We start from the raw sequence: 24,033 nt of genomic DNA, 5'->3' as shown, positions 1-24,033 counted from the left end.
AGCCGCGCGCACAGGTCCCGGACGCGACGAGTGCGCTGGTGGCGTCAAGTGCGCTGGTGGCGCGACGTCGCCTGGGCGCGAGAACGGGCCGGCGACTCGGACGGTGCGGCGTGGGCCTACCGGCAGCTCGCGTCCACCGGCGACACCGAGCTGCTGCGCCGGCTCGGCCGTACGCGGGAGCAGGCCCGCGACCACGACCGGGCCGCGTGGGCCTACGAGCAGATCGCCGACGCGGGCGACCCCACCGCGCTGCATGACCTGGCCCGCGTGCGCCGAGCGGCCGGCGACCGCCCCGGGATGCGGCGGGCCTACCTGCGGGCCGTCGACGCCGGGGACACCGACGCCCTGCGCCCCCTCACCGACGCGATGGGCGCCGACGCAGGCCCGCTGCTGCGCTACGGACTGGAGCCCGACGGCCGGGTGTCGCCTCCCTGGTGGTGAGGCCCGGGGCGGGCGGCTGCCTGGACTCCCTGAGCGCCGAGAAGGCCGCCCGATTCGTCCGGATGTGCAACTCCTTCGGCGTCCCGCTCGTCGTCCTCGTCGACGTCCCCGGCTACCTGCCCGGCGTCGGCCAGGAAGGGGACGGGGCGGTCCGCCGCGGCGCGCACGGCAACATCCCGCGGTGAGGGTGGCGGCAGGGCTAGGTAGCGACCTTCTCGCGGACCTCGCGACGGGCAAGCTCCTCGCGCACGAGTGGGATGATGTAGCGGCCCGTGTCGATGGCGTCGCCGATGTTGCCGAGGGTCGGCAGCGAGATCACCTCCGCACCGAGCTCGGCGTACCTGACGAGCGCCTCCGCGATGGTCTCGGGCGAGCCGACCAGGAACGACGAGGCACCGCCGGCCCCGGCGATCGATCGTGGCGTCCAGAGCACACCACCGTCATGTGTCTCGCCCTCCTGCGCGATGTCGCGCAGACGCTGCGAGCCCACGTTCGGCAGGTTGACCTTCAGCACCTCGCCGTAGTGCGCCTTGGACTGCTCGACGAGCCTGCGAGCCTTGCGCTGCGCCAGTTCGTCGGTCTCGGCGACTATCGGCCGGAAGGTGACCCAGAAGCGGATCTTGCCGGTCCGGCCGACCTTCCGCGCCTCCTCGTAGACCCGGTCGATCTGCTGCTTGGTCTGCTCCAGCGGCTCTCCCCACAGCGCGAAGATGTCCGCCTGAGCGCCACCCGCCGCATAGGCGTAATCCGACGATCCGCCGAGGGAGACCGGTATCGGCTCACCGGAATAGGTCTGGTAACCGGGCCCGAAGTCATCGAAGTCGTAGAATTCGCCGTGGTGCGAGAACGGCTCGGTCTTCGTCCACACATCCCGCAGGATCTGCACGAACTCGGCGGAGCGCCGGTAGCGAGCATCCTTCTCGAGATAGTCGCCCTGCCGCTGCTGCTCCTCGTTGCTCGAACCGGAGATGATGTGGACCGCCGTGCGCCCCTTGCCAAGCTGGTCGAGGGTGGACAGCGCCTGGGCGGCGACCGTCGGGAACGACGTGTTCGGCCGCACGGCGACCATCGGCTTCAGACGCTCGGTGTAGGTGAGGATTTCCGCCGAGCGAACGTACTGGTCAGGACCCGCCGAGTGGTAGGCCACCAACGTGTAGTCGAACCCGAAGTCCTCCAGCGTGCGTGTGTATCGACGGATGTACTCCGGGTCGAGCTTGCCACGCCAGAAGTCGGCCGCAAGGCCCGCGCCCGGCTCACGCCAGTGAGCGNCATTGACGAATTCGACCGCCATCATTGTCCTCCTGCTTCGTGGCCGGGTACGGCGGAGTCGAAGGAGCCGCGCCGCGGTGCGAACGGGGCTTGTCCTGCGGCGAGCCCGGCCGAGACCGCGGCCACCACGGCACCCTGCTGGTCGGACAGGTAGAAGTGGCCGCCGGGGAACACCTTCACCTCGAACGATCCGGTGGTGTGCCGGCGCCAGAGCTCGGCCTCGGCGAGCGTCACCCTGGGATCGGAATCTCCCACCATCGCGACGACCGCAGTACTGATCGTCGCGTCACTCGGCGCGGAATACGTTTCGATCGCCTGATAGTCGGCCCGGGTCGGCGGCAGCACCATCTCGACGAGTTCGGGGTCGGCGAGAACCCGCGGATCGGTCCCGCCGAGCTCGCGCATCTCCCGGAGAAAGCCCGCGTCGTCGCGGCGGTGGACGGTCTCGAACCGTTCGGCCGACGGCGCCCGCCGCCCCGACGCGAACAGCACGAACGGCGCCGGCGCCCCGGCCGCCGCGAGCCGGCGGATGACCTCGAAGCCGACGATCGCCCCCATGCTGTGCCCGAAGAAGGCCAGGGGCCGGTCGGTGAGCGGGGCGAGGACCTCGGCGATCCGGTCGGCGAGCGGCGCGATGGCCGTGTGCGCCGGCTCCGCCCGCCGGTCCTGCCGTCCCGGATACTGCACCGCCTGTACCTCGGCGACCGAGGACAACGCCTTCGAGATCAGCAGATAGGTGCTCGCGGCCCCGCCGGCGTGCGGAAAACAAACCAGCCGGGGGGCGTCGGGCGGGCCCGGATGAAACCGCCGCAGCCACCGGTCGACCTCAGCGGACACGGACATCTCCAAACCACCTTTTCCGGCCCGGGCCGGCACCCGGCCGTGGCGTCGGATTCGCCTTTTCCGGAGGAATTCCCATGCCTACACAATAGGCGGTGCGCCGACCATCGGCTCGCCTGGTGAAGGAGCGTCGGCCACATCACGGCCGATGTGTTTCCGCTCGGCGCCCGGGCCCGCGGCGAAAGGCGACAGGACCGAAGGCTGCAGAACGGCAGGCGACGCGGTAGGAGGCGACCCGGCGGCAGGCGACGCGGTGGGCGCGGGGGCCCACCTGCGGTTCGCCGCCCAGGCGGCGACCGCGGCGGCGGCGGAGGCGAGGCCGCCGACGTAGAAGCCGGCGCGGGCGCTGTGGTGCTCGGCGAGCCAGCCGACTCCCAGGCTGCCCAGCGGCGTCGTCCCCTGCAGGATGAGGCTGTACAGAGCCATCACCCGGCCCCGGTAGCTCGGGTCGCTGCCGAGCTGGATGCGGTGGTTGGCCGCCTGGGCGAAGTAGAGGGTCGCGAAGCCGGTCAGCGCCAGCAGGCCGATCGCCGCCGGGAAGGTCGGCGCGACGCCCACCGCCGCCTCCAGCACGCCGAACGCGAACGCCGAGACGATCACCAGCCTGGCCGGCGGGCGGTTGCGGCGGCCGGTCGTGAGCAGCGCGGCGACCAGCGAACCGGCGGCGAGCCCGGTGGTGAGCAGCCCGAAGGAGGTCGCGTCGGCGTGGAAGACGGTGCGCGCCAGCAGCGGCACGGTGCATCCCGAACAGGCCGACGGCGGCCACCAGGCCCAGCACGACGACCAGGTCGGCGCGGCCGAGCACGTAGCGCAGCCCGTCGACGATGCGGGGGGCGACCGCGGGACGGGCGTGGCGGTGGATCTCCGCCGGGCGCATCAGGCGCAGGCCGGCGACGGTCGCCAGGTAGCTTCCGGCGTTGATCGCCATCGCCGGGCCGGTGCCGAAGGCGGCGATGAGCGGGCCGGCGGCGGCCGGGCCGACGACCCGGGCGATGTTGAAGTAGGCGGCGCTGAGCGCGGAGGCGTTGGGCAGCAGCGCGGGGCCGACCAGCTCGCTGACGAACGCCATCCGGGTCGGCGTCTCGATGGCGTTGACCAGGCCGATCGCCAGCGCGAACGCGCAGACCTGCCACAGCCGCACCCAGCCGGCGAACACGAGCAGCGCCAGCGTCAGGGCGAGCAGGCCGGCGACCAGGTTGGCGCCGGTGAGCAGCAGGCGCTTGTCGTGCCGGTCGGCGAGCCGGCCGCCGTAGAGGGTGAGCAGCAGCATCGGGGTGAACTGCAGCGCGGTGACGAGCCCGAGGGCCGTCCCGGAGTCGCCGCTGAGCGACAGGACGAGCCAGTCCTGGGCGGTGAACATCATCCACGTGCCCGTGACGGACAGCACCTGCCCGGCGGCGAAGAGCCGAAAGTTGTACACCCGCAGCGACCGCAAGACACCCTCGATGATCCGCTCCTCGCCCGTCGTGGTCATCGTCACCGGCGTCGATCGTCACCCGCGTCGATCGATACCGGCGTCGATCGATACCGGCGTCGATCGATACCGGCGTCCATGGTCGCGGATGGCGGCGCGCGGCGGGCCCCCTGTCCGGTTCCGCCGCGCGGGGGGCGTTGCCAAGGGGCGTCAGAGGGCGCGGCCGGGATTGAGGATGCCGGTCGGGTCGAAGACCCGGCGCACCTGGCGTTGCAGGTCGTGGCTGCGGCTGCCGAGCTCGGTGGCCAGCCAGCGCCGTTTGAGCACCCCGACGCCGTGTTCGCCGGTGACCGTGCCGCCGAGCTCCAGCGCGAGCGCGAAGATCTGCTCGGCGGCCGCCCACGCCCGGCGCGGGATCTCCGGCTCGGCCGGGTCGACGACGATGATCGGGTGCAGGTTGCCGTCGGCGGCGTGTGCCAGGGTGAAGATCTCCACCCCGGTGGCGGCGCCGATCTCGGCGACGCGGGCGGCGGCCTGCGCCAACCGCCCCCGCGGCACGGCGATGTCCTCGATGAGCACCCGCCCGAGGCGTTCCAGGGCGGGCAGCGCGGCGCGGCGGGCGGCGAGCAGCGTCTCGGCGGTCGCCGCGTCGGCGGAGCGCCGCACCAGCCGGGCCCGGGTGGCGAGGACCGCCTCGGCGGCGTCGGCCTCCTCGGCGGCGCCCGACCCGTCGGTCTGGACGAGCAGGAACACCTCCCCGTGGTCGGCCAGGTCGCTGCCGGTGGCGGCGTCGACGGCCCGCACGGTGCGGGCGTCGAGCAGTTCGGCGACGGCGGGGACGATCCCGGCGGCGCCCAGCGCGGTGACCGCGTCGACCGCGGCGGCGACGGTGTCGAAGAAGGCGGCGAGGGTGACGGTGGCCCGCGGCACCGGCCGCAGCCGCACGGTCGCGCCGACGACGACGCCGAGGGTGCCCTCGGAGCCGACGAACAGGCCGGTCAGGTCGTAGCCGGCGACGCCCTTGACGGTGCGCCGCCCGGTGCTGATCAGCTCGCCGTCGGCGAGGACGACGTCGAGGCCCAGCACCGACTCGCGGGTCACGCCGTACTTGGCGCAGCGCAGCCCGCCGGCGTTGGTGGCGATGTTCCCGCCGATCGTGGAGATCGCCGCGCTCGCCGGGTCCGGCGCGTAGCACAGGCCGGCCTCGCGGGCGGCGGCGTCGAGATCGGCGGTGATCACGCCCGGTTCGACGACGGCGACGGCGTCGTCGACGGACAGCTCGCGGATGCGGTTCATCCCGGCCAGGTCCAGCACGACACCGCCCGGCGCGGCCGCGGCACCGCCGGCGAGGCCCGTGCCGGCGCCGCGCACCGTCACCGGCACCCCGCGGGCGACGGCGACCCGCAGCACCGCCTGCACGTCGGCGACCTCGCGGGCGAACGCCACCCCGAGCGGGCGGCCGTCGGGGATCCAGCCCGAGCGGTCGAGGCGGTGCGCGTCGACGACCGCCGGGTCCGTACTCCACCGGCCGACGGGCAGCGCGACGGCGAAGGCGTCCGCGCGGATCACGTCCGCGTCCACCGGGCCGGCGGCGCGGGCCCGCGGCGCGATGCCGGCCGCCGACGGCCGGGGCGCCGACGGCCGGGGCGGAGTGGCGGTCACCGCGGGCCGGTGGCGACCGGCCGGGCGGGGTCGGACGACCACGCCGACCAGGAACCCGGGAACAGCGCCGCGTCGAACCCGGCGACGGCGAGGGCGGCGATCTCGTGTGAGGCCGTCACCCCCGACCCGCAGTACACCCCGATCGGGGCCTGCGTGGCGCCGCCGCCGGCCGAGGCGCCGAGGGCGAGGAAGCGGGCGCGCAGCTCCGCGGCGGGCAGGAACCGGCCGGCGGCGTCGAGGTTGTCCCCCGTCGACGCGCTGACCGCCCCCGGGATGTGGCCGGCGCGCGGGTCGACCGGCTCCACCTCGCCGCGGTACCGCTCGGGCGCGCGGGCGTCGAGCAGGATCCCCTCGCGGGCCACCGCGGCGGCGGTGTCGGCGTCGAGGACGGGCAGGTGCCCCGCCTCGAGCACGATGTCGCCGGGCAGTGGGATGATCTCTCCGGTCTCGATCGGCAGGCCGGCGTCACGCCAGGCGCCGAGCGCCCCGTCGAGGATGCGGACGTCGGCGATGCCGGCCCAGCGCAGCAGCCACCATGCCCGGGCGGCGGACAGCCCGCCGTTGTCGTCGTAGACGACGACCGGGCGCCCGGCGGTCAGCCCCCAGGAGCGGGCGGCCTGCTGAAGGTCGGCGAGCTCGGGCAGCGGGTGGCGCCCGGCGGTGCCGCCGGGGGCGGCGGCGAGCTCGGTGTCGAGGTCGACGTAGACGGCGCCCGGCAGGTGACCCTCGCGGTAGTGGTCGTGACCGTGCGGGTCGCCGAGCGCCCAGCGGACGTCGAGCAGCAGCGGCGCCTGCGCCGAGCCCAGCTCGTCGTGCAGCGCCTTGGCGTCGACGAGTACCTCGCCGCTGGGCTGGCGGCCCGCCCCGGACCCGCGCGCCACCCGGCCCGCGGCCAGCAGCTCGGCGAGGTCGGCGTCGCCGAGGCCGCCCGGCGGGGTGCCGAGGCGGGCGGCGACGGCGATGCGCCGCTGCACGCCCGCGTTCACCGGGGCGGTCAGGCCGTGCAGCCGGGCCAGCAGGACGATCTCCCCGTTGAGGAAGTCCGATTCGACCGAGCCGCCGCGGGCCAGGCTCTGCCAGGTGGAGCTGCCCTGGCGCGGGAAGCCGGGGATGTCGTGGATGACGAGCTGGGTGTGGTCGAACCCGCCGTCCTGGCGCAGGTCGGCGATGTCGATGCCGGCGGCGTCGAATGCCCGGCGCGCCTCGGCGACGAGTTCGGCGGAGGCGGCGTCGCGCCGGGGGCTCGGCGGGTAGAGGGCGTCGAGGTTGTAGGCGAGGTTGCCGAGCAGCTTGCCGGCCTTCCAGCGGCCGATGTCGTCGACGATCCGCACGGCGCTCGCCCCGCGGCGCAGGTCGGCGGCGATCTGTTCGACGGCCGGGTCGCCGACGCCGCCGCCGGGCGCGCGGCCCAGCAGGAAGCCGGCGACGAGCGGCGCCGCCGGGGAGATCACCTCGCCCGGCCGCAGGTGCGACGACGGGCTGAGCACCATCGCGTCGACGACGACGGCGAAGCGGCGCAGCGCGGTGCGGGCGTTCTCGATGCCGTTCTGCAGCAGCACGACGGGCAGCGCCTCGGCGGCCGTGGTGCGCCCGCCGTCGACCGGCTGCCAGGCCCAGGCGGCGAGCAGGGCCTCGGAGTCCTGGGACTTGGTGGCGAGCACGAGGACGTCGCCGGAGCGCAGCTCCACCTCGTCCGGCCCGCCGGCCACCGCCAGGTCCACGCGCCGTTCCTCGGCCGGGCCACCCTCGGTGGCCGGCGGGCGGAGGTAGCGCAGCCCGTGGGCGCGCAGCGCCTCCAGGTTGGCACCCCGGGCGACGACGACGACGTCGATGCCGGCGAGGTGCAGCTCCGCGGCGATGGTCGCGCCGACCGCGCCGGCTCCGATGACTATGTACCGGCGGCTCATCGCCCCGATCCCTTCTGTCGTGTCTGGTGGGACGCCGCGGCCGGGGCGGCGGCGAGCTCGGCGGCGAAACGCTGGCCGGGGACCGCGCCGAGCAGCTCGCGGGTGTGCTCCTCGGCCGGTGCGGTGAGGATGGTCTCGGCGGGTCCGCTCTCGACGATCCGCCCGCCCCGCAGCACCGCGACGTGGTGGGCGAGCTGGGCGACGACCGCGAGGTCGTGGGAGATGAACAGGTAGCCGACGCCGAGGTCGGCCTGCAGGCGCAGCAGCAGGGTGAGGATCTGCTCCTGCACGGACACGTCGAGCGCCGACACCGGCTCGTCGAGGAACACCAGTTCGGGTTCGAGGGCGAGCGCCCGGGCGATCGCGACCCGCTGGCGCTGGCCGCCGGAGAGCTCCGCCGGCTTGCGGTCGGCGAACGCGGCCGGCAGGGCCACCTGGTCGAGCAGTTCGCGGACCCGGGCGGCGCGGCTGGCCCGGTCGCCGACCCGGAACGACACCAGCGGCTCGGCGATGGTCTGCGCGACGGTGAACCGCGGGTCCAGCGAGGAGTAGGGGTTCTGGTGGACGAGCTGGAAGCGCCGCCGCAGCGGGCGCAGCTGCGACCAGCCGGCGTCGGTGATGTCGACGCCGTCGAGGTGGACGCGGCCCTGGGTCNGCTTCTCCAGGCCCATCGCGATGCGCAGCGCGGTCGTCTTGCCGGAGCCGGACTCGCCGACGAGGCCGAGGGTCTGCCCGGCGCGCACCGACAGGGTGACATCGTCGAGGGCGCGGAACGTCCGCTCGCCGCCGGCGGTGCGCGGCAGCCGGAAGTCCTTGCCGATCCCGTCCAGGCGCAGTACCTCGGGCGCCGGGGTGACGTCGGTGAAGTGGGGCACGACGCCGCCGGCGTGCGACAGCGCCGGGGCGGCGGCGATGAGGTGGCGGGTGTAGGGCTCGCGGGGCCGCAGCAGGATCGCCGCGGGCTCGCCCTGCTCGACGATCCGCCCGCGCTGCATGACCACGACCCGGTCGGCCCGGTCGGCGGCGACACCGAGATCATGCGTGATGATCAGCAGCGACGCGCCGGTCTCGGCGACGAGGCCGCCGAGGTGGTCGAGGATGCGCCGCTGCACGGTGACGTCAAGCGCGCTGGTCGGCTCGTCGGCGACGATGAGCCGGGGATGCCCGGCGATCGCGATGGCGATGAGCACCCGCTGGCGCAGTCCGCCGGACAGCGCATTGGGGTACTGCCGGGCGCGCACCGCCGGCTGGTCCACCCCGGCGCGCTCCAGCGCCTCGATCACCTCCGCGCCGACGAGGCGCTTGTCGACGCCGCGGCGGCGCACCACCTCGGCGATCTGCCCGCCGATGCGCATCGTCGGGTTGAGTCCGACCATCGGGTCCTGCGGGACGAGCCCGATGACGTTGCCCCGGAAGGTGCGCAGCACCCGGTCGGGCGCACCGGTGACGTCGGTGCCGGCGATCCGGATGCGCCCGGCGGTGATCACCCCGCTCGACGGCAGCAGCCCGAGGATCGCGTTCGCCGTCGTCGTCTTGCCGGAGCCGGACTCGCCGACGACGGCCACCGTCTCCCCGGGGGCGATCGCGAGGTCGACCTCCTCGACCGCCAGGGTGGTGCGGCCGCGCTGGTGGTAGCCGACGGACAGCCCGGCCAGCTCCACGATGGGGCTCGTGTCGGCGGGCGTGACGGGGCCGTCGAGCGGCGCTGCCTCGGTGCTCAACGCTGCATCTCCTCGAGGGTGCGGGCGATGTGGTTGAGGCTGAACACGACCAGGCCGACGAACAGGCCGGGCAGCAGCGACAGCCAGGGGCTGGTGATGAGGAAGTTGCGGCCGTTGGAGATCAGCGTGCCCCACTCGGCGGCGGGCGGCGGCGTGCCGAACCCGAGGAAGCTCAGGGAGGAGATGGTGAGCACGGCGGTGCCGAAGTCGAGCACGGCGAGCACGGACACCGGTCCCCACGAGTTCGGCAGGATGTGGCGCGCCAGCACCCGCCCCCAGGAGGCGCCGCCGGTGCGCGCCGCCTCCACGTAGGGCTGTTCCTTCACCCGTAGCACCTCGGCCCGGGTGGTGCGGGCGAAGGTGGGGGTGATGGTGACCCCCACGGCGATCGCGATCGGCAGCAGGCCGAACCCGAGCGCGGTGACGATCACCAGGGCCATCAGCAGCATCGGGATCGCCAGCAGGATATCGATGATCCGCATGAGCACGCTGTCGACCCAGCCGCCGAAGAAGCCGGCGACGACACCGATGGCCAGGCCCGCGACGATGGCGATGAGCACCGCACCGCCGGTCGCCTTGATGGTCAGGGTGGAGCCGTGCAGGACCCGGCTGAACAGGTCCCGGCCGAGTTCGTCGGTGCCGAACAGATGGTCCAGGCTCGGCCCCTTCAACTTGTCGGTCGGGGACGTCGCGGACGGCTTGTACGAGGTGAACAGGGAGGGCAGGAGGCCCGACACGATCACGAAGGCGACGAACAGCGCGGCGAGGACGAACCCCGGGCGGCGCAGCAGCGGTCCGGCCGCCGCGAACAGGTCGTCCCGGCGTCGCCGATTCTCCCCGTCCACACCGGCGTCGCCCACTGCCGGCGCAGGTGCCGGTTCCGGTGCTGGTGCCGCGGTGACGGTTGACGCCGCGGCACCGCCCGCCGCCGCGAGATCGGTCGCGACGGCAACCGGCGTTATCGGTGGGGCGCCTGCGGCCGGGGCGGCGGCGCGGGCTTCGGCCGCGCGCTGCTCCGGCGCCGCGACGAGGTCGGGCCCGCGGTCGGACTTCGGGGAGAGGATCTTGTCGGGCATCGGTGCGGTCCCCCTCAGGCTGCTCGACCCGCGCGTGCCACGCGCGGGTCGAGCAGCGAGTAGAGCAGGTCGACGAGCAGGTTGACCACGACGAACAGGGCCGCCGCGATCAGGACGATGGCCTGGACGACCGGCACGTCCTGGCCGAGCACCGCCTGCTGCGCGAGCTGGCCGATGCCGTTGCGGGAGAACACCGTCTCGACGACGACCGCGTTGACGACGGTGTACNCGACGAGCACGCCGAGCAGGGTCAGCGCCGGCAACGAGGCGTTGCGCAGCGCGTGCCGGACCTGGATCGTCCAGCGGGACAGGCCCTTGGCCCGGGCGGTGGTGATGTAAGGCTCACGCCAGGTGTCGTTGAGGCTGCGGGTGAGCAGTTGGGCGAGCATCGCGGAGGGCGGCAGGCCCAACGTGATCGCCGGCAGCACCAGACTGCGCCAGCCGTGGGTGCCGGTCGCGGGCAGCCAGGTCAGCGAGAACGAGAAGACCTGGATGAGCAGCAGCCCGACGAAGAACTGCGGCAGTGAGACGCCGACCGCGGGCAGCCGGGCGAGCAGCACCCGAGCCGGGCGCCACTGGACGTAGGTGGCGAGGAAGGCGATGCCGAGGCCGAGCACCAGCACGACCCCGATCGCGACGGCCGTGAGCGCGATCGTCGAGGGCAGCTTGTCAGTGATGAGCGAGCCCACCGAGACGTTCTGCGTCAGCGACATCCCGAAGTCGAAGTNCAGCGCCCTCCACAGGTGATGGAAGTACTGCACGACGATCGGGTCGTCCAGGCCGTAGTGCGCCTTCAGGTCGTGCAGCTGCGCCGGGGTGAGCTGGCTGACGTCGGCGCCGCCCGCGCTGAGCTGCAGGGTGATCGGGTCGCTGGGCAGGACGTTCAGGATGATGAAGGTNACGGTGTAGGCCGCCCAGAGCACGAGGAGTGCCTGGGCGACCNTACCGGCGAGATAACGGGGCATGTGGGTACCGGTCCTACGGTGGCGGGTTCCGGTCCCACGGTGGTGGTTCCGGTTCTAGGTGCGGGGTCCTACTTGGACAGCCAGATGTCGTTGGCGCGCAGGAAGCTCTCCGAGGTCCACGCGAAGCCGTGCACCTTGCCCGAGACGCCGGCGGTCTGCAGCCGGTCGTAGAGCGGGAAGGCCACCCCGTTGTCGATCAGGGCGTCCTGCAGGTCCTTGTAGGCGGCGGCGCGCTGGGTGGGGTCGGCCGTGGACAGCCCCTTGGCGAACAGTGCGCTGATCTTCGCCGCGGTCGCCGGGTCCTGGGAGTACTTCGCCGTGTACTGCTTGGAGACGGCCTGGTCGAGCGACGAGCCGAGCACGCTCGGGTCCGCCCGGGTCAGGTAGCCGCCGGAGAGGTCCCAGTCGCCGGCGTTGCCGGTCGGGGTGAGCTGCGCGGCCGTGACGACCTTGATCTGGTAGTCGATGCCGACCTTCTTGAGCTGGTCCTGGACGAGCTGGTCACCGGGGCCGGCCGCGTTGGTCAGGTAGGACAGCGTCAGCTTCTTGCCGTCCTTGTGGCGGTAGCCGTCGGAGCCCAGCGCCCAGCCGGCGGCGTCGAGCAGCTTGCCCGCCCCGGCGGGGTCGTAGACGAGCTTGGCGGACTGGTCCACCGCGTACGGGGTGGTCGAGGTCACCGAGCTCTTGGCCACCGGGTAGCCGTCCCAGTACACGGTCTTGGCGTAGCTGGTCAGGTCCAGTGCCTTGTACAGCGCCTTGCGCACCTGCAGGTCGGCCAGCGGGCGGCCGGCGGTGACGTTCGGGATCAGCAGCCCGATGATGCCGGGCAGGGCGCGGGTCTGGATGGTGGCGCCGGAGGCCTTGATGACCTGCTGGTCGGCGGAGGTGATCGGCTGGCGCGGCCAGGCGATGTCGATCGTGCCGTTGGTCAGGCTGCCGACCCGGACGTTGTCCTCGGCGATGTAGCTGACGTCGATGCCGTCGAGGTACGCCGCGCCCTTGTTCGCGATCAGCGAGCTGGGCCAGGCGTAGCCGGCGCGCTTGGTGAGCTTGACCGACTTGCCGGCCGAGTAGCTGTCGAGGGTGAACTCGCCCGAGCCGATGATCTTGCCGGCGCAGCGTGCCTCGGGCGTCTCCTTGTACGTCGCCGGCGACAGGATGGCCGTCGTCGTCGTCGAGGAGGCCTGCAGGAACGCGGCGTTGGGAGTGGCGAAGTCGACCTTGACGGTGTACGGGTCGACGACGGTGGTCGACTTGTAGCCGGCCAGGTAGGTGAGGCCGAGCGTCGACTTGGCGCCGAGGTCGTGCAGCCCGTCGTAGGCCGTCTTCACCGCGGTCGCATCGAACTTGGTGCCGTCGCTGAACGTCACGTCCTTGCGCAGGTTGAACGTGTACGAGGTGGCGTCGGGGCTCACCGTCCAGCTCGTCGCGAGCCAGGGGACGATCTTGCCGGTCTTCGGGTCCTGGTCGGTCAGCGAGTCGGCCACGTTGCGGTCGATGCTGCGGGACTCGATCCAGTACACCTGGTTCGGGTCGATGCAGGACTGGAAGTCCGACCAGAAGGCGATCTTCAGGCGCCCGCCGGGGACCGGCTTGCCGTCCTGCGTGCCGCCGGCCGCGGAGGTGCCGGAGGAGCCGGAGGAGCCGCCGCTCCCGCAGGCCGCGAGGGAGACGGCCGCGAGGACGGAGACGGCTGTAGCGGCCAGCCGTCGCCTCGTTCGGTGACGGTGCGACGTGGACATGGTGATGGTGCTCCCCCTTGTGACGTTCCGCGACGAGCGGACGGGATGAATGGGACGGACGGGATAGACGGGACGGACGGGATTCCAGGCCCGACGGCCGGGACGGTGGGGACGCGGCGGCTAGCCGGCGGCAGGCGCTGCAGCGGCAGGCGCTGCGGCGGCGAGGACGCGGCGGCCCGCGATGAGCAGCGCGGTGTCCTCCTGCGGCGGGTGGACCCGGACGCAGTGGACGTCGCGCAGGTGGCGTTCGAGCGGGTTGCGCCGGGTCAGGCCGGGGTTGCCGATCGCGGCGACCGCGGTCTGCACCGCGGTGATCGCGGCCCGGGCGATCAGCGGCTTGGCGAGGATGGAGCGCTCCGCCGCCTGCGGGGCGTCCTCCTCGAAGCGGCGGGCCACCCCGAAGGCGATCTCCTCGGCGGCGACGAGCTGCGCCTCGATCTCCCCGGCGACCGTCTGGATCCGTTCGGTCGTGGCGATCGGCCGGCCCAGCGCGGTGGGGACCCGCTCGTTGGCGAACCGCAGGAAGAACTCCTGCGCGGCCCGGGCCACCCCGATGTAGAGGGCGGTCGCCCCGATCCCGACGGCGGCGAACCCGGCGTCCGGGGTCTGGGCGGAGGCGGGCAGCCCGTGGAAGTTGGCGGCGGGCACCTCGACGTCGCGGTAGATCACGTCGTGGGTGNTGCTCGCCCGCAGCCCGAAGTGATCCCAGGTGCGGACGATCTCGATGCCGGGCGTGTCGGCGGGGATGATCACATGCCCGAGCAGCGGGTCGTCCTCCTCGGTGGCGACCCAGACCAGGTGGTAGCTCAGCCCCTCGGAGCTGGTCGCGAAGCCCTTGCGCCCGTTGACCACCCAGCCGTCGGCGGTGCGGCGGATCTTCGTCGCCGGCAGGCCGCCGCGGGCCGGCGCGCCGAGCTCCGGCTCGGCCCGGATCGCGTTGAGCAGCACCGGCCGCTCCAGCGAGTCGGCGACGACCTTCCGGTAGAGCTCGTCGGGCCAGAACGGGTCACGGGCCTGCAGCACGTGCTGGAAGACGGTCATCGCGGAGACCAGCGCCACCGACGGGTCGCCCTTGCCGAGCGCGAGGAACACCCGGATGCTGTCGGTCGGGCTCAGCGCCTGCCCGCCGTAGCGCGGGTCGATGCCCAGGCGCAGCAGGCCCGCGTCGTGCACGGCCTGCACGCCCTTCCAGGGGAACTCCCCCGACCGGTCGTACTCCTCGGCGGTGGCGGCGATCTGGGCGCCGACCCGGGCCAGCGCCTCGTCGGAGATGTCGACCGCGGGCAGCGGCGCCGCGGACACGGCCTCGCCCGCCGGCACGGCCGTTCCCGCCGGCACGGAGCCGGCCTCGACGGTCGACGACACGATCACGTCGGACGGGGCGGTCATGACGCCACCTGCGCCCCGGCCGCGCCGACGAGTTCTGGCTGGGGCAGTCCCGCGTCGAGTGGCACGACCTCGCCGCGCCGGCCCGTCGCCTCCCGGTGGGCCAGCTCCTGGCGCACCAGCGGCAGGACGTAGCGGCCGTAGTCGACGACGTCGTTGAAGTTGTCGTAGCCGCGGATCGAGATCAGCTCGGCGCCGAGGTCGACGTAGTCGAGGATCGCCGCGGCGACCGTCTCCGGCGTTCCGACCAGCGCCGTCGACGCCCCGGCGGCGTTGGTCGCCTTGGCGGTGGCGGTCCACAGCGCGCGGTCGTGCACCTCACCGCGGGCGGCGGCGGCCAGCAGCCGCTGGGAACCGACGTTGGCCGGGGTGGCGTTGCCGCCCACCCGGAAGCCCTTGTGGACGATCCCGCCGTTGCCCTGCAGGACGCCCAGAATGCGGTGCGCCTTCTCCCAGGCGAGCTGTTCGGTCGGGGCGATGATCGNCCGGAAGGTGACCCAGATCCGCGGGGTGTCGCTGCGCCCGGCGAGGCGGGCCTGCTCGTACACCGCGTCGATCTGCTGCTTCGTCTCGGCCAGCGGCTCGCCCCAGAGCCCGAAGATGTCGCCCTTGGCGCCGCCGACCTGGTAGGCCTCGGCCGAGGAGCCGCCGACCGACACCGGGATGGTGCCGTTGACCGGCCGGACCAGCGAGACGAAGTCCTCGAACGAGTAGTAGGTCCCGGCGTGGTCGAACGGGGCCGTCGAGGTCCACACCTTGCGCAGGATGTCGATGTACTCCGACTGCCGGGCGTAACGCTCGGTCTTGCTCAGTCGGTCGCCCTCGCGAGCCTGCTCGCGGTCGTCACCACCGGCGATGAAGTGCACGACGGCCCGGCCACCGCTGAGCTGATCGAGCGTGGCGAGCTGCTTGGCGGCGACCGTCGGGTACATCGTGTTCGGCCGCAGCGCCACGATGGGCCTGACCCGCTCGGTGTGCTGGGTGATCGCGGAGGCCAGGGTGAACGGGTCGTGGAACGACGAGCTGTAGGCCACGAGCGTGTAGTCGAAGCCGCCCTCATCCAGCGCCCGCGCGTACCGCTTGAAGAACGGCAGGTCGATGTCGGTCTGCCCGAGCCGGTTGAGCTCGTTGGATTGGTTGATGTTGATCGCGCTGATGAACTCGACGGGCATCGGGGTCCTCCGGGAAGGCGGTCAGGCGCGGGGGTGGTGGGGGCAGGTCACGACCAGCGCGCGATGGCAGGCAGCTCGCTGCCGAGCCGCAGGCGTTCGAGGAACAGCACGACGGCGGCAGCGGCGGTGCGGTGGGTGGCGTCGTTGAGGGCGTCGTGCTTGCCCCCGTCGATGGTGACCAGCTCGGCCCGGGGCGCCGCCGCGTAACGGGCGCGCACCTGGCCGAGCGGGCTGACGAGGTCCGCCGTGCCGTGCAGGCCCAGCACCGGCAGGTCCACCCGGCCCAGGTCGCCGTCGGCCAGCCAGGCCGGCGGCACGGGCGTGTCCAGGCCCCCGCGACGCAGGTGCGGGTCGGCGCTGAGCCGGGCCTGGTGGGTCGGGCAGGCCGTACGGGCCGCGAGCTCTGCCGCCCAGCGACCCTCGCCGTCGGCGTCCTCGCCCCCCGCCGCAGCTCCTTCCGCTCCGATTGCCCCCGCTCCGATTGCCCCCGCTTCGGTTGCCCCCGCTTCGGTTGCCCCCACCGCGACCGAGGTGGCGGCCGCCGCGGAGGCCGGGCCCGCCGGAGCCGGGGCGCCGGCGGTGGCCGGCGGCAGGCCGACGAGCAGCAGCGCGTCGGCCTGCACGGTCCCCGTCGCGGCGAGGGCGGCGACGAACGCGGCACCGGCGTCGGAGCCCGCCAGGACGCGGGGCGCGGGCAGGTCGGGGTCGCTCAGCAGGGTGCGGATGTCCGCCGTCACCGCGTCCGCGTCTGCGGTCGGGTCGCCGACGACGCGCACGCGGTACCCGTCGAACGCGATCCGGGTGCCGAACCGCTCGTAGACGCCGGGGTGNTCGCCGCGTCCGACGACCAGGATNATCGTTCCACGTGGGGCGACGGCGGGCGGGTTGTCCCACGCGGCAATGGTCGAGGCCGGCGCGGGGGAGAGCTGGGCGGAGGTCATCGAGGCGTCCTTCGTCCGGGAGAGGGGACTCGGTCGGGTCAGGGGCCCGGGCCGGGGGTACGTGCGGTCGGATACAGGCGGTCGGGGCGGGTGGTGATGGTGGATGCGCTGGGCGCGGTGGCCGGTGGCGCCGGGCCTGGCCGGCGCGAGCACACCGGGGCCGGCGGGCCGTCGACGCACGGGGCAGGCGCGCACGGCCGGCCGTCCGAGCACGAGGGCACGGCGGCGGCGGAGACGTAGCGAGAAGGACGGCTGGGCGGAGGCGGCCGGGCGGGAGGCGCCCGGCCTGGAGCGGCACGGAAGCGCGGGCGGACGGGCACCGCGTGCACCGGGAGGGCCGACAAGCTCAGGCGCCCGCCGACTCTGTCGCGCCGCGCGGGGACTCGGGGCTTGACCTGCGCCCGGGGCGGCGCCACCCGTCGCGGCGGGCCGGCAGGCGGCAGGGCCTACCCGGCCGGCCGGGGCGTCACCGCGCCGAGGCCGTCAGGCGGGGCCGGGGCGGCGTCCGAAGCCGGCTGGCGGTGCGGTTCGCGTCAGCGGCAGCGACAACAGGACGAGGCGAGGATGCCGAAGTCGACGACCCGCCGACGAGTCAACACCCGCCTGGGTAGCGGGACGGCAAGGGCACAGCCGGCACGAGGGGCGTTGACCTGCCCGAACCGGGATGCGCGTGACGTGCCGACCATGTCCATGAGGATGGTGGGTTTTCCTCCGGTTGTCCAACGCCGATCCGCGATCGCACCGATCAGGATTCGCGATCGTTCGTGTTATGGTGCGCCTTGTGTCCTCCGTGCTCGACATAAACGCTTTGCGCAGCCTCATCTCGATCGCTGACAGCGGCGGCTTCCGGCGGGCCGCGGAGACCCTGTGCGTCTCGCAGTCCGCCGTGAGCCAGCACGTCCGGCGGTTGGAGAAGACGGTCGGGCGCCCNCTGGTCGAGCCGGACGGTCGGGCCACCCGCTTCACCCCCGACGGCGAGCTCCTGCTCGCCGCGGCACGACGGCTCCTCGCCCTGCACGACGGCACCCTCGAACAGCTCGGTGTCGGCGCCCCGGCCCGGCCCTCCACGATCACCGTCGGCGCCACCGAGCACGCCGCGGATCACCTGCTGCCGCTGTGGATGGAGGCGCTCACCGCCGGGTTCCCCGAGGCGCGCGTGCAGTTTCGCCTCGACCGGGGGGCCCGCCTCACCGAGGCGCTCGACCAGGGCGCGGTCGACGTCGCCGTGCTCATCGGCTCGGCCCGCGCCGCCGTGTCCCGGCCGGCCGGCACCCTGCCGCTGGCCTGGTACGCGGCCGCCGGCTGGACGCCGCCGCCACCGGACCGTCCGCTGCCCCTGGTGGCCATCAACGATCCGTGCACGATCCGCAGCCAGGCGTTGAACACCCTGGCGCGGGTCGGCCGCACCGCCTGGGTGGTCGGCGAGGCCGGTCACCTCGCCGGGGTGCTGCAGGCCGCCCGGGCCGGCGTCGGGGTGGCGCTGCTCGCGGATGTCGGCCCGGTCCCCCCCGGCCTGGTCCGGCGCGACGACCTGCCCCCGGTCGCCCCCGAGCCGCTGCACATCCGCACTCGGCGGGGTGCACCGCCCCGGCTCGCCGAGCTCATCCGCGACACCGTCATCGCCGCGCTGGCCTGAGGCCAGCCCCCGGGTCCCGCCCCGGTCGCCGGCCCACCCGGCGGGGCCGTCTGTCGGGTTCGCCTGTCGGGGCCGTCCGGCATGACCGCAGGTCACGGCGGGCATGCTCCCCTCGGAGGTGGTCCGGATGGTGCCCGCGTTGGCCGCCGCTGAGTCGGAACTGTCCCAACCGGACACGGTGGTAGCGGATCTACTCGAGATTCTGCGCCGCCAGCTGCGCATGGACCTCGCCGCGCTGGCCAGGGTCGAGGACGGGCACCTTGTCCTGCAGGTGCTGTGCGGGGACGTCGCCGGGTTCGGGCTGCACGCGGGCGCGACGGTCAGCCACCCGGACTCCCTGCTCGGGCAGGTGCTGACCGGCGAGCTGCCCGCGATCGTCGCGGACACTCTGGCCGATCNGAGCCTCGCCGGCAACCGCGACGTCCGGGACTGGGGCATCGGCTCCTACGCCTCGGCGCCGATCGTCGACGCCGAGGGCAGGGTGTATGGCGTCCTGTGCTGTGCCGGGCACCGGTCCCGGCCGGCGAGCCCCGAGCGCGAGGGGCGCTTCCTGCGCCTGCTGGCGGCGTTCCTCAGCGACACCGTCCTCGACCTGCACGAGATGTGGGCGCGGCGGCGCCGGGTCTGGCAGGAGGTCAGCGACCTCATCGACAGTGGCGGCCCACGGATCATCTATCAGCCGATCTTCCGGCTCGCCGACGAGCGCATCATCGGCGTGGAGGCGCTGTCCCGGTTCCCGGACGGACGCGGCGGGGCGCAACGCTGGTATGCCGACGCGACCACCGTCGGGCTGAGCACCGAGCTGGAACGACTCGCGATCGGCCGGGCGCTCGCCGTCCTGCCCGTCCTACCCGGNGATCTCACCCTGGCCGTCAACGCCTCCCCCACCACCATCTCCGCCGGCCTGCTGGATCTGCTTCCCGGTGCTGCGGCCGATCGGCTCGTCGTCGAGATCACCGAGCACGAGCACATCGGGACCGACAAGCACCTGCTGCGGGCCGTCGAGCAACTGCGCAGCCGGGGGGTGCGGATCGCCATCGACGACATCGGCACCGGCTACGCGGGCCTGGAGCAGCTCCTCCACCTACGCCCGGACATCATCAAGCTGGACGGCGTCATCACCCGGGGCATCGACACCGACGCCGCCCGCCGCGCCATCGCGACCGGCCTGGTCCAGGTCGCCGACGAGATCGGGGGCAGCATCGTCGCGGAGGGCATCGAGACCCCGGCGGAGCTGGCCACCGCGATGGCCGCGGGCATCCTCTACGGCCAGGGCTTCCTGCTGGGCCATCCCGGCCCACCCGCCGGGGCCGCCTGGCTGCGGCCCGACACGCGGCCCTCCGCTGTCCCCGGCGACCCCGGCGGCCTGCAGGCACCGGCCGGCCCGGGCGCCCACCGCGAGCCGCGACCGAACCGGCTGGACCGCCACGGCCCGCTATCGTCGGCCGATGCCCGTCGATGATCCCGACCCCCGGCGCACCCAGCGGCAGCGCCGCGCCAGCAGCCGCGAGCTCATCCTCGACGCGGCGGTCCGGGGACTGTTCAAGGACGGTTACGCCCGGACGACCACCGTGGCGATCCAGACCAGAGCCGGGGTGTCCCGCGGCCGGCTGCTGCACCACTTCCCGTCCCGGGAGGACCTGCTGGTGGCGGCGGCCCAGCATCTGGCCGGCGAGCGCATCGAGGAGATGCGGCGGTTCGTCCTGTCCGCCGCCGGCGGGCCCACCGCCGACGACGGCGAGCGGATCGACCTCGCCACCGACCTGCTGTGGGAGACGTTCCGGGCGCCGTACTTCTGGGCGGCGATGGAACTGTGGACCGCGGCCCGCACCGACGCCGACCTCGCCGCCACCCTCGCGGCCGCCGAACGGCAGCTCGGCGGCGCGATCAACAGCGTCGTCGCAACGATGTACGGGCCGGTGCTCAGCGCCCACCCGGACTTCCCCGCCGCCCGGGATCTGATCTTCTCCAGTAGGCGCGGGGTCGCCCTGACCTACGCCGTCACCGGGCACAACCCGCGCACCGAGCCCCATCTGGCCCTGTGGAAGCGGGTGCTGCGCGAGATGCTGACGGCCCCNGAGAGCTGACCGCGGCGGCGTTTCGAGACCCCGATCGAGCCCCGTGTGGCGCCGGCGCCACACTGGTCGACCTGTCCTCGCCCGGTGTCCGCATCGGCGCGCCCGACCTGAAGATGGGCCACCGCGGCCAGCTCACCGCCGACATCGTGTTCACCGACGTGCACGTGCCGGCGGACAACGTCCTCGGTCCGCCCGACGGCGGCCTCGGCGTGGCACTGTCCGCGCTGGTGCGCGGACGGATCGGCATCGGCGCCGCCGGCGTCGGGGTCGCCCAGGCCGCCCTCGACCTCGCCGTGCACCGGTTGCGCACCCGGCACGTGTTCGGCGCCCCGCTCGGCGCCATGCAGCACTGGCAGTTCCAGATGGCCCAGCGGGCCACCGAGATCGAGTGCGCGCGCTCGCTGTACCAGAAGGCCGCGCTCCTGCTCGACCGCGGCGATCGCAGCGCCGAACCGGAGGCCGCGATGGCCAAGGCCTACGGCACGCGCCTGGCCAACGACCTCGTCCGCGAGGCCATCCAGATCCACGGCGCGGTCGGCTTTGCCCGCCGGGTGGCCGAGAGCGGCGAATCCGTCCGCCTCGAGGAGATGTACCGCGACGCCAAGATTCTGGAAATCTTCGAGGGCGCCAACGAGCTCCAGCAGTGGATCATCGCCCGCCAGCTCATCGGCCGCGACGTCACCGGCTGATCTGCTGATCTGCTGATCTGCTGGTCCGCTGGTCCGCGCGGTGTGGGGTGTTGACCGGCTGCGCGGCGGGCTTCGCATAATGGCTGACTGTGACGGTTGCCCGTGCTTCTGCTGAGGCCGCGCGTCAGGCGGTGGTGGAGGGGGTGTTGGAGCGGATCACCTTCGTCAGCGAGGAGACCGGCTACACCATCGCCCGGCTGGCCACCGAGCGGTCCGGTCCGGACCTGCTGACGGTGGTCGGTCCGCTGCTGGGCGCGCAGATCGGGGAGAGTCTGCGGCTGACCGGGCAGTGGGGTAGCCATCCCCGGTATGGCCGGCAGTTCCAGGTGCACTCCTACACCACGGTGCTGCCCGCGACGATCCAGGGCATCCGCCGGTACCTGGGCTCGGGTCTGATCAAGGGGATCGGGCCGGCGATGGCCGAGCGGATGGTCGCGCATTTCGACATCGACATTCTGCGGATCATCGAGGAGGAGCCGGCGCGGCTGATCGAGGTGCGNGGGCTGGGACCCAAACGCACCAAGAAGATCGCCGACGCCTGGGAGGAACAGAAGGCGATCAAGGAGGTGATGGTGTTCCTGCAGGGAGTGGGGGTGTCCACCTCCCTGGCGGTGAAGATCTACAAGAAGTACGGAGACCAGTCCATCGGCGTCGTCCGCACGCAGCCCTACCGGCTCGCCACCGACGTGTGGGGAATCGGGTTCAGGACCGCCGACACCATCGCCCAGGCCGTCGGCATCCCCCACGACAGCCCGGAACGGATCAAGGCCGGTTTGCAGTACACCCTGTCGCAGGCCGCCGACGACGGGCACTGCTTCCTGCCCGCACCGAACCTGATCACCGATGCGGCGAAGATCCTCGAGGTCGAACGGGAGCTGATCGGGCCGTGCCTGGACCAGCTCGCCGCCGACGAAGGCGTGATCCGCGAGGGGATCCCCGCCGGAGACGGCACTGTCCCGGCGGTCTATCTGGTGCCGTTCCACCGCGCGGAGACCTCCCTTGCCGGCGGGCTCCTGCAGCTGCTCACCTGCGACGAGGAGCGGTTGGCGTCGTTCGCGGAGGTGGACTGGGACAGGGCACTGAGCTGGCTGCGCGGCCGGACCGGTCAGGACCTGGCCGACGAACAGGCGGAAGCGGTCAGGCTCGCGCTCACCCGCAAGGTTGCGGTGCTCACCGGCGGCCCGGGGTGCGGCAAGAGCTTCACCGTCCGTTCGGTGGTGGAGCTCGCCCGGGCCCGCAAGGCCCGGGTGGTGCTGGTCGCGCCGACCGGGCGGGCCGCCAAACGGCTGGCGGAACTCACCGGCCACGAGGCCTCCACCGTCCACCGGCTGCTGGAGCTGCAACCCGGCGGTGACCCCAGATATGACCGTGACAATCCGCTGGAGGCCGATCTGGTGGTGGTGGACGAGTCCTCGATGATGGACGTCATCCTGGCCAACAAGCTGGTGAAGGCGGTTCCGCCGGGGGCACATCTGCTGCTCGTCGGTGACGTCGACCAGCTTCCCTCCGTCGGCGCCGGCGAGGTCCTGCGCGACCTGCTCNCCACCGACACCATCCCCCGGGTCCGGCTGACCAGGATCTTCCGGCAGGCCCAGCAGTCCGGCATCGTGGTCAACGCCCACCGCATCAACGCCGGAACACCACCGCGGCTGCACGGCTTCGGTGATTTCTTCTGGTTTACCTGCGAACCGTCCGAGGACTCCGGTCTGCAGCCGGCGGAGGAGACCGCCAAAATGGTGGTGGACATCGTCGCCCACCGCATCCCGAAACGCTTCGGGCTCGATCCCCGCCGCGACGTCCAGGTGCTGGCGCCGATGCACCGCGGACCGGCCGGGGCCGGTAACCTCAACAATCTGCTACAGGAGGCTCTCACCCCTGCCCGGGAAGGCGCTCCCGAACGCCGCTACGGGGGGCGGGTGTTCCGGGTGGGCGACAAGGTCACCCAGCTCCGCAACAACTACGACAAGGGCCGGGCCGGGGTGTTCAACGGCACCGTCGGCGTCGTCACCGGCATCAACACCGAAGACCAGACGTTGACCGTGCTCACCGACGAGGACGAAAGTCTCGGCTACGACTTCTCCGAACTCGACGAACTCGCCCATGCCTACGCCGTCAGCATCCACCGCTCCCAGGGCAGTGAATACCCTGCCGTCGTGCTTCCGCTCACCACCTCCTCGTGGATGATGCTCCAACGCAACCTCCTCTACACCGGGGTCACCCGCGCCAAGAGGCTTGTCGTTCTGGTCGGCTCCCGTAAGGCGCTGGCGGCCGCGGTCCGGACCCCGGGAGCCGGGCGTCGTCACACTGCCCTCACCCACCGCGTCGCCCGGCCGTGAGAGCCCCTGCTGCTACGGCTTGCGACCGACGGCCCCGTAGAAGCTGACCTGGGCGTCGGTGAGGCCGTCGGGGGTGTCGTCGTCAGGCCGCCAGCGATGCACGATCTGGAGGCCGGGATCGAGCAGGTCCAAGCCGTCGAAGAAACGGGCGACCTCGGTGCGACCGCGTTGCTGGGCGGGAATGCCGTTGGCCCGGTAGGTGGCGGCGACCCTTTCCATGCCCTCGTCGTAGTCGGCGGTGGCGTGGGTGAGGGTCAGATGGCTGCCCGATGGCAGCGCCTGCAGGAGACGGCGCAGGAGGGCGTGGGGGTCGTCGGAGTCGGGGAAGAAGTGGATCGTCGCGATCAGGGAGAGGGCCACCGGCCGGGTGAGGTCGAGGGTGGCGCGCAGCTCGGGAGCACCGAGGATGCTCTCGGGGTCGTGCAGGTCGGCGTCGAGGTAGGCGGTACGCCCTTCGGGGGTGGTGGCGAGCAGGGCCCGGGCGTGGGTGAGCACGATCGGATCGTTGCAAGTCGGGTTGTACACACGCTCTATAGGGCCTGAAGCGCGCCGACTCAGCGCGGAGCCGTTCGCGTCCGGCCGTAGATGACCGCTGAGATCAGGTGATCGCCCACAGCCGGGCCGTCCGATCGTCGGAGGCGGTGGCGAGCAGGGTGCCGTCCGGGGAGAACGCCACCCGCCCCACCGTGCCGGTGTGGCCGATGAGGGTGGCGCGTTCGTGGCCGGTGGCCACGTCCCACAGCCGGGCCGTCCGATCG

Annotated in this window: 16 protein-coding genes and 17 pseudogenes; 14 read left to right on the top strand and 19 right to left on the bottom strand. The window is 73.1% G+C overall.

What is annotated here, in order from left to right:
- The first annotated feature begins 48 nt into the window (after positions 1-48).
- A complete protein-coding gene (locus FF86_RS27315; RefSeq protein ID WP_044888169.1) occupies positions 49-441 on the top strand; it encodes a hypothetical protein in 393 nt (130 codons plus the stop codon).
- Positions 399-605 (top strand): annotated as a pseudogene (locus FF86_RS27310) (carboxyl transferase domain-containing protein); the annotation flags it as partial. The gene FF86_RS27315 and the pseudogene FF86_RS27310, both read left to right, overlap by 43 nt.
- Positions 606-640: 35 nt before the next feature.
- On the opposite strand, the pseudogene FF86_RS27305 reads toward FF86_RS27310, so the two are convergent.
- The 17 genes and pseudogenes from FF86_RS27305 to FF86_RS58905 all read right to left on the bottom strand — a co-directional run.
- Positions 641-1,709, bottom strand: a pseudogene (locus FF86_RS27305) (LLM class flavin-dependent oxidoreductase); the annotation flags it as partial.
- Positions 1,710-1,731: 22 nt separating this feature from the next.
- Positions 1,732-2,553, bottom strand: coding sequence for a thioesterase II family protein (locus FF86_RS27300; RefSeq protein ID WP_044888172.1), 822 nt, complete (start codon positions 2,551-2,553; stop codon positions 1,732-1,734).
- Between the two features lie 78 nt (positions 2,554-2,631).
- Positions 2,632-4,024 (bottom strand): annotated as a pseudogene (locus FF86_RS68695) (MFS transporter).
- A gap of 150 nt (positions 4,025-4,174) precedes the next feature.
- Positions 4,175-5,545: an FAD-binding oxidoreductase gene (locus tag FF86_RS27290; protein WP_236705923.1), complete on the bottom strand. Its 1,371-nt coding sequence runs from the start codon at positions 5,543-5,545 to the stop codon at positions 4,175-4,177.
- 77 nt (positions 5,546-5,622) lie between these two features.
- On the bottom strand, positions 5,623-7,533 hold the full coding sequence (locus FF86_RS27285; protein WP_044888173.1) for a rhodanese-like domain-containing protein: 1,911 nt from the start codon (positions 7,531-7,533) through the stop codon (positions 5,623-5,625).
- Positions 7,530-8,187: pseudogene (locus FF86_RS58950) on the bottom strand (ATP-binding cassette domain-containing protein); the annotation flags it as partial. The gene FF86_RS27285 and the pseudogene FF86_RS58950, both read right to left, overlap by 4 nt.
- Before the next feature lies 1 nt (position 8,188).
- On the bottom strand, positions 8,189-9,254 hold a 1,066-nt coding region (locus FF86_RS58945), incomplete at its 3' end, for an ATP-binding cassette domain-containing protein (protein ID WP_242419716.1).
- Positions 9,251-10,330: an ABC transporter permease gene (locus tag FF86_RS27275; RefSeq protein ID WP_044888175.1), complete on the bottom strand. Its 1,080-nt coding sequence runs from the start codon at positions 10,328-10,330 to the stop codon at positions 9,251-9,253. The genes FF86_RS27275 and FF86_RS58945, both read right to left, overlap by 4 nt.
- 14 nt (positions 10,331-10,344) lie before the next feature.
- A pseudogene (locus FF86_RS58940) lies at positions 10,345-10,558 on the bottom strand (ABC transporter permease subunit); the annotation flags it as partial.
- 1 nt (position 10,559) lies between these two features.
- Positions 10,560-11,057: pseudogene (locus FF86_RS58935) on the bottom strand (ABC transporter permease); the annotation flags it as partial.
- Between the two features lies 1 nt (position 11,058).
- Positions 11,059-11,229, bottom strand: a pseudogene (locus tag FF86_RS58930) (ABC transporter permease); the annotation flags it as partial.
- A gap of 134 nt (positions 11,230-11,363) precedes the next feature.
- On the bottom strand, positions 11,364-13,037 hold the full coding sequence (locus tag FF86_RS27265; protein WP_044888177.1) for an ABC transporter substrate-binding protein: 1,674 nt from the start codon (positions 13,035-13,037) through the stop codon (positions 11,364-11,366).
- A gap of 120 nt (positions 13,038-13,157) precedes the next feature.
- Positions 13,158-13,716: pseudogene (locus FF86_RS58925) on the bottom strand (acyl-CoA dehydrogenase family protein); the annotation flags it as partial.
- 1 nt (position 13,717) lies between these two features.
- Positions 13,718-14,426 (bottom strand): acyl-CoA dehydrogenase family protein (locus FF86_RS58920; protein ID WP_242419715.1); only part of this gene is annotated, 709 nt, incomplete at its 3' end.
- Positions 14,423-14,907: pseudogene (locus FF86_RS58915) on the bottom strand (LLM class flavin-dependent oxidoreductase); the annotation flags it as partial. The gene FF86_RS58920 and the pseudogene FF86_RS58915, both read right to left, overlap by 4 nt.
- Position 14,908: 1 nt before the next feature.
- The coding region (locus tag FF86_RS58910) for an LLM class flavin-dependent oxidoreductase (protein ID WP_242419714.1) at positions 14,909-15,595 on the bottom strand (687 nt) is incomplete at its 3' end.
- A 47-nt stretch (positions 15,596-15,642) separates the two neighbouring features.
- Positions 15,643-16,425, bottom strand: a pseudogene (locus FF86_RS58905) (lysophospholipase); the annotation flags it as partial.
- 25 nt (positions 16,426-16,450) lie between these two features.
- Here FF86_RS58905 and FF86_RS36575 point away from each other — a divergent pair.
- From FF86_RS36575 to FF86_RS58870, 12 genes and pseudogenes are all read left to right on the top strand, one after another.
- On the top strand, positions 16,451-16,633 hold a 183-nt coding region (locus FF86_RS36575; RefSeq protein WP_206779055.1), incomplete at its 5' end, for a hypothetical protein.
- Positions 16,627-16,776, top strand: coding sequence for a hypothetical protein (locus tag FF86_RS34415; RefSeq protein WP_206778487.1), 150 nt, complete (start codon positions 16,627-16,629; stop codon positions 16,774-16,776). The genes FF86_RS36575 and FF86_RS34415, both read left to right, overlap by 7 nt.
- A gap of 529 nt (positions 16,777-17,305) precedes the next feature.
- Positions 17,306-17,466 (top strand): annotated as a pseudogene (locus FF86_RS58900) (LysR family transcriptional regulator); the annotation flags it as partial.
- A gap of 1 nt (position 17,467) precedes the next feature.
- Positions 17,468-18,172, top strand: a 705-nt coding sequence (locus tag FF86_RS27245) for a substrate-binding domain-containing protein (RefSeq protein WP_242419713.1), incomplete at its 5' end; no start/stop codon positions are given.
- A 103-nt stretch (positions 18,173-18,275) separates the two neighbouring features.
- Positions 18,276-18,570 (top strand): annotated as a pseudogene (locus FF86_RS58895) (diguanylate phosphodiesterase); the annotation flags it as partial.
- Between the two features lies 1 nt (position 18,571).
- Positions 18,572-19,027, top strand: a pseudogene (locus FF86_RS58890) (GAF domain-containing protein); the annotation flags it as partial.
- A gap of 1 nt (position 19,028) precedes the next feature.
- Positions 19,029-19,634, top strand: a 606-nt coding sequence (locus FF86_RS58885; protein WP_242419712.1) for an EAL domain-containing protein, incomplete at its 5' end; no start/stop codon positions are given.
- A pseudogene (locus FF86_RS27235) lies at positions 19,621-20,249 on the top strand (TetR/AcrR family transcriptional regulator); the annotation flags it as partial. The gene FF86_RS58885 and the pseudogene FF86_RS27235, both read left to right, overlap by 14 nt.
- A 1-nt stretch (position 20,250) precedes the next feature.
- A partial coding sequence (locus tag FF86_RS27230; RefSeq protein WP_206779053.1) for an acyl-CoA dehydrogenase occupies positions 20,251-20,939 on the top strand: 689 nt, incomplete at its 5' end.
- An 89-nt stretch (positions 20,940-21,028) separates the two neighbouring features.
- A pseudogene (locus tag FF86_RS58880) lies at positions 21,029-21,438 on the top strand (ATP-dependent RecD-like DNA helicase); the annotation flags it as partial.
- Position 21,439: 1 nt separating this feature from the next.
- Positions 21,440-22,480 (top strand): annotated as a pseudogene (locus FF86_RS58875) (AAA family ATPase); the annotation flags it as partial.
- Between the two features lies 1 nt (position 22,481).
- On the top strand, positions 22,482-23,275 hold a 794-nt coding region (locus tag FF86_RS58870), incomplete at its 5' end, for an ATP-dependent RecD-like DNA helicase (protein WP_242419711.1).
- Between the two features lie 12 nt (positions 23,276-23,287).
- Here the strand turns inward: FF86_RS58870 and FF86_RS27220 are convergent.
- Positions 23,288-23,782, bottom strand: a pseudogene (locus FF86_RS27220) (SAM-dependent methyltransferase); the annotation flags it as partial.
- Between the two features lie 91 nt (positions 23,783-23,873).
- The gene (locus FF86_RS58865; RefSeq protein WP_242419719.1) at positions 23,874-23,951 is read right to left on the bottom strand and encodes a WD40 repeat domain-containing protein; all 78 of its coding nucleotides are present in this window, start codon (positions 23,949-23,951) and stop codon (positions 23,874-23,876) included.
- Positions 23,952-24,033: the final 82 nt, after the last annotated feature.

This window comes from Frankia sp. CpI1-P, assembly GCF_001421075.1.
GTDB classification, from domain to species: domain Bacteria; phylum Actinomycetota; class Actinomycetes; order Frankiales; family Frankiaceae; genus Frankia; species Frankia torreyi.
The sequence above is the reverse complement of the archived record's forward strand: the minus strand, read 5'-3'. Positions and strand labels throughout refer to the sequence as shown.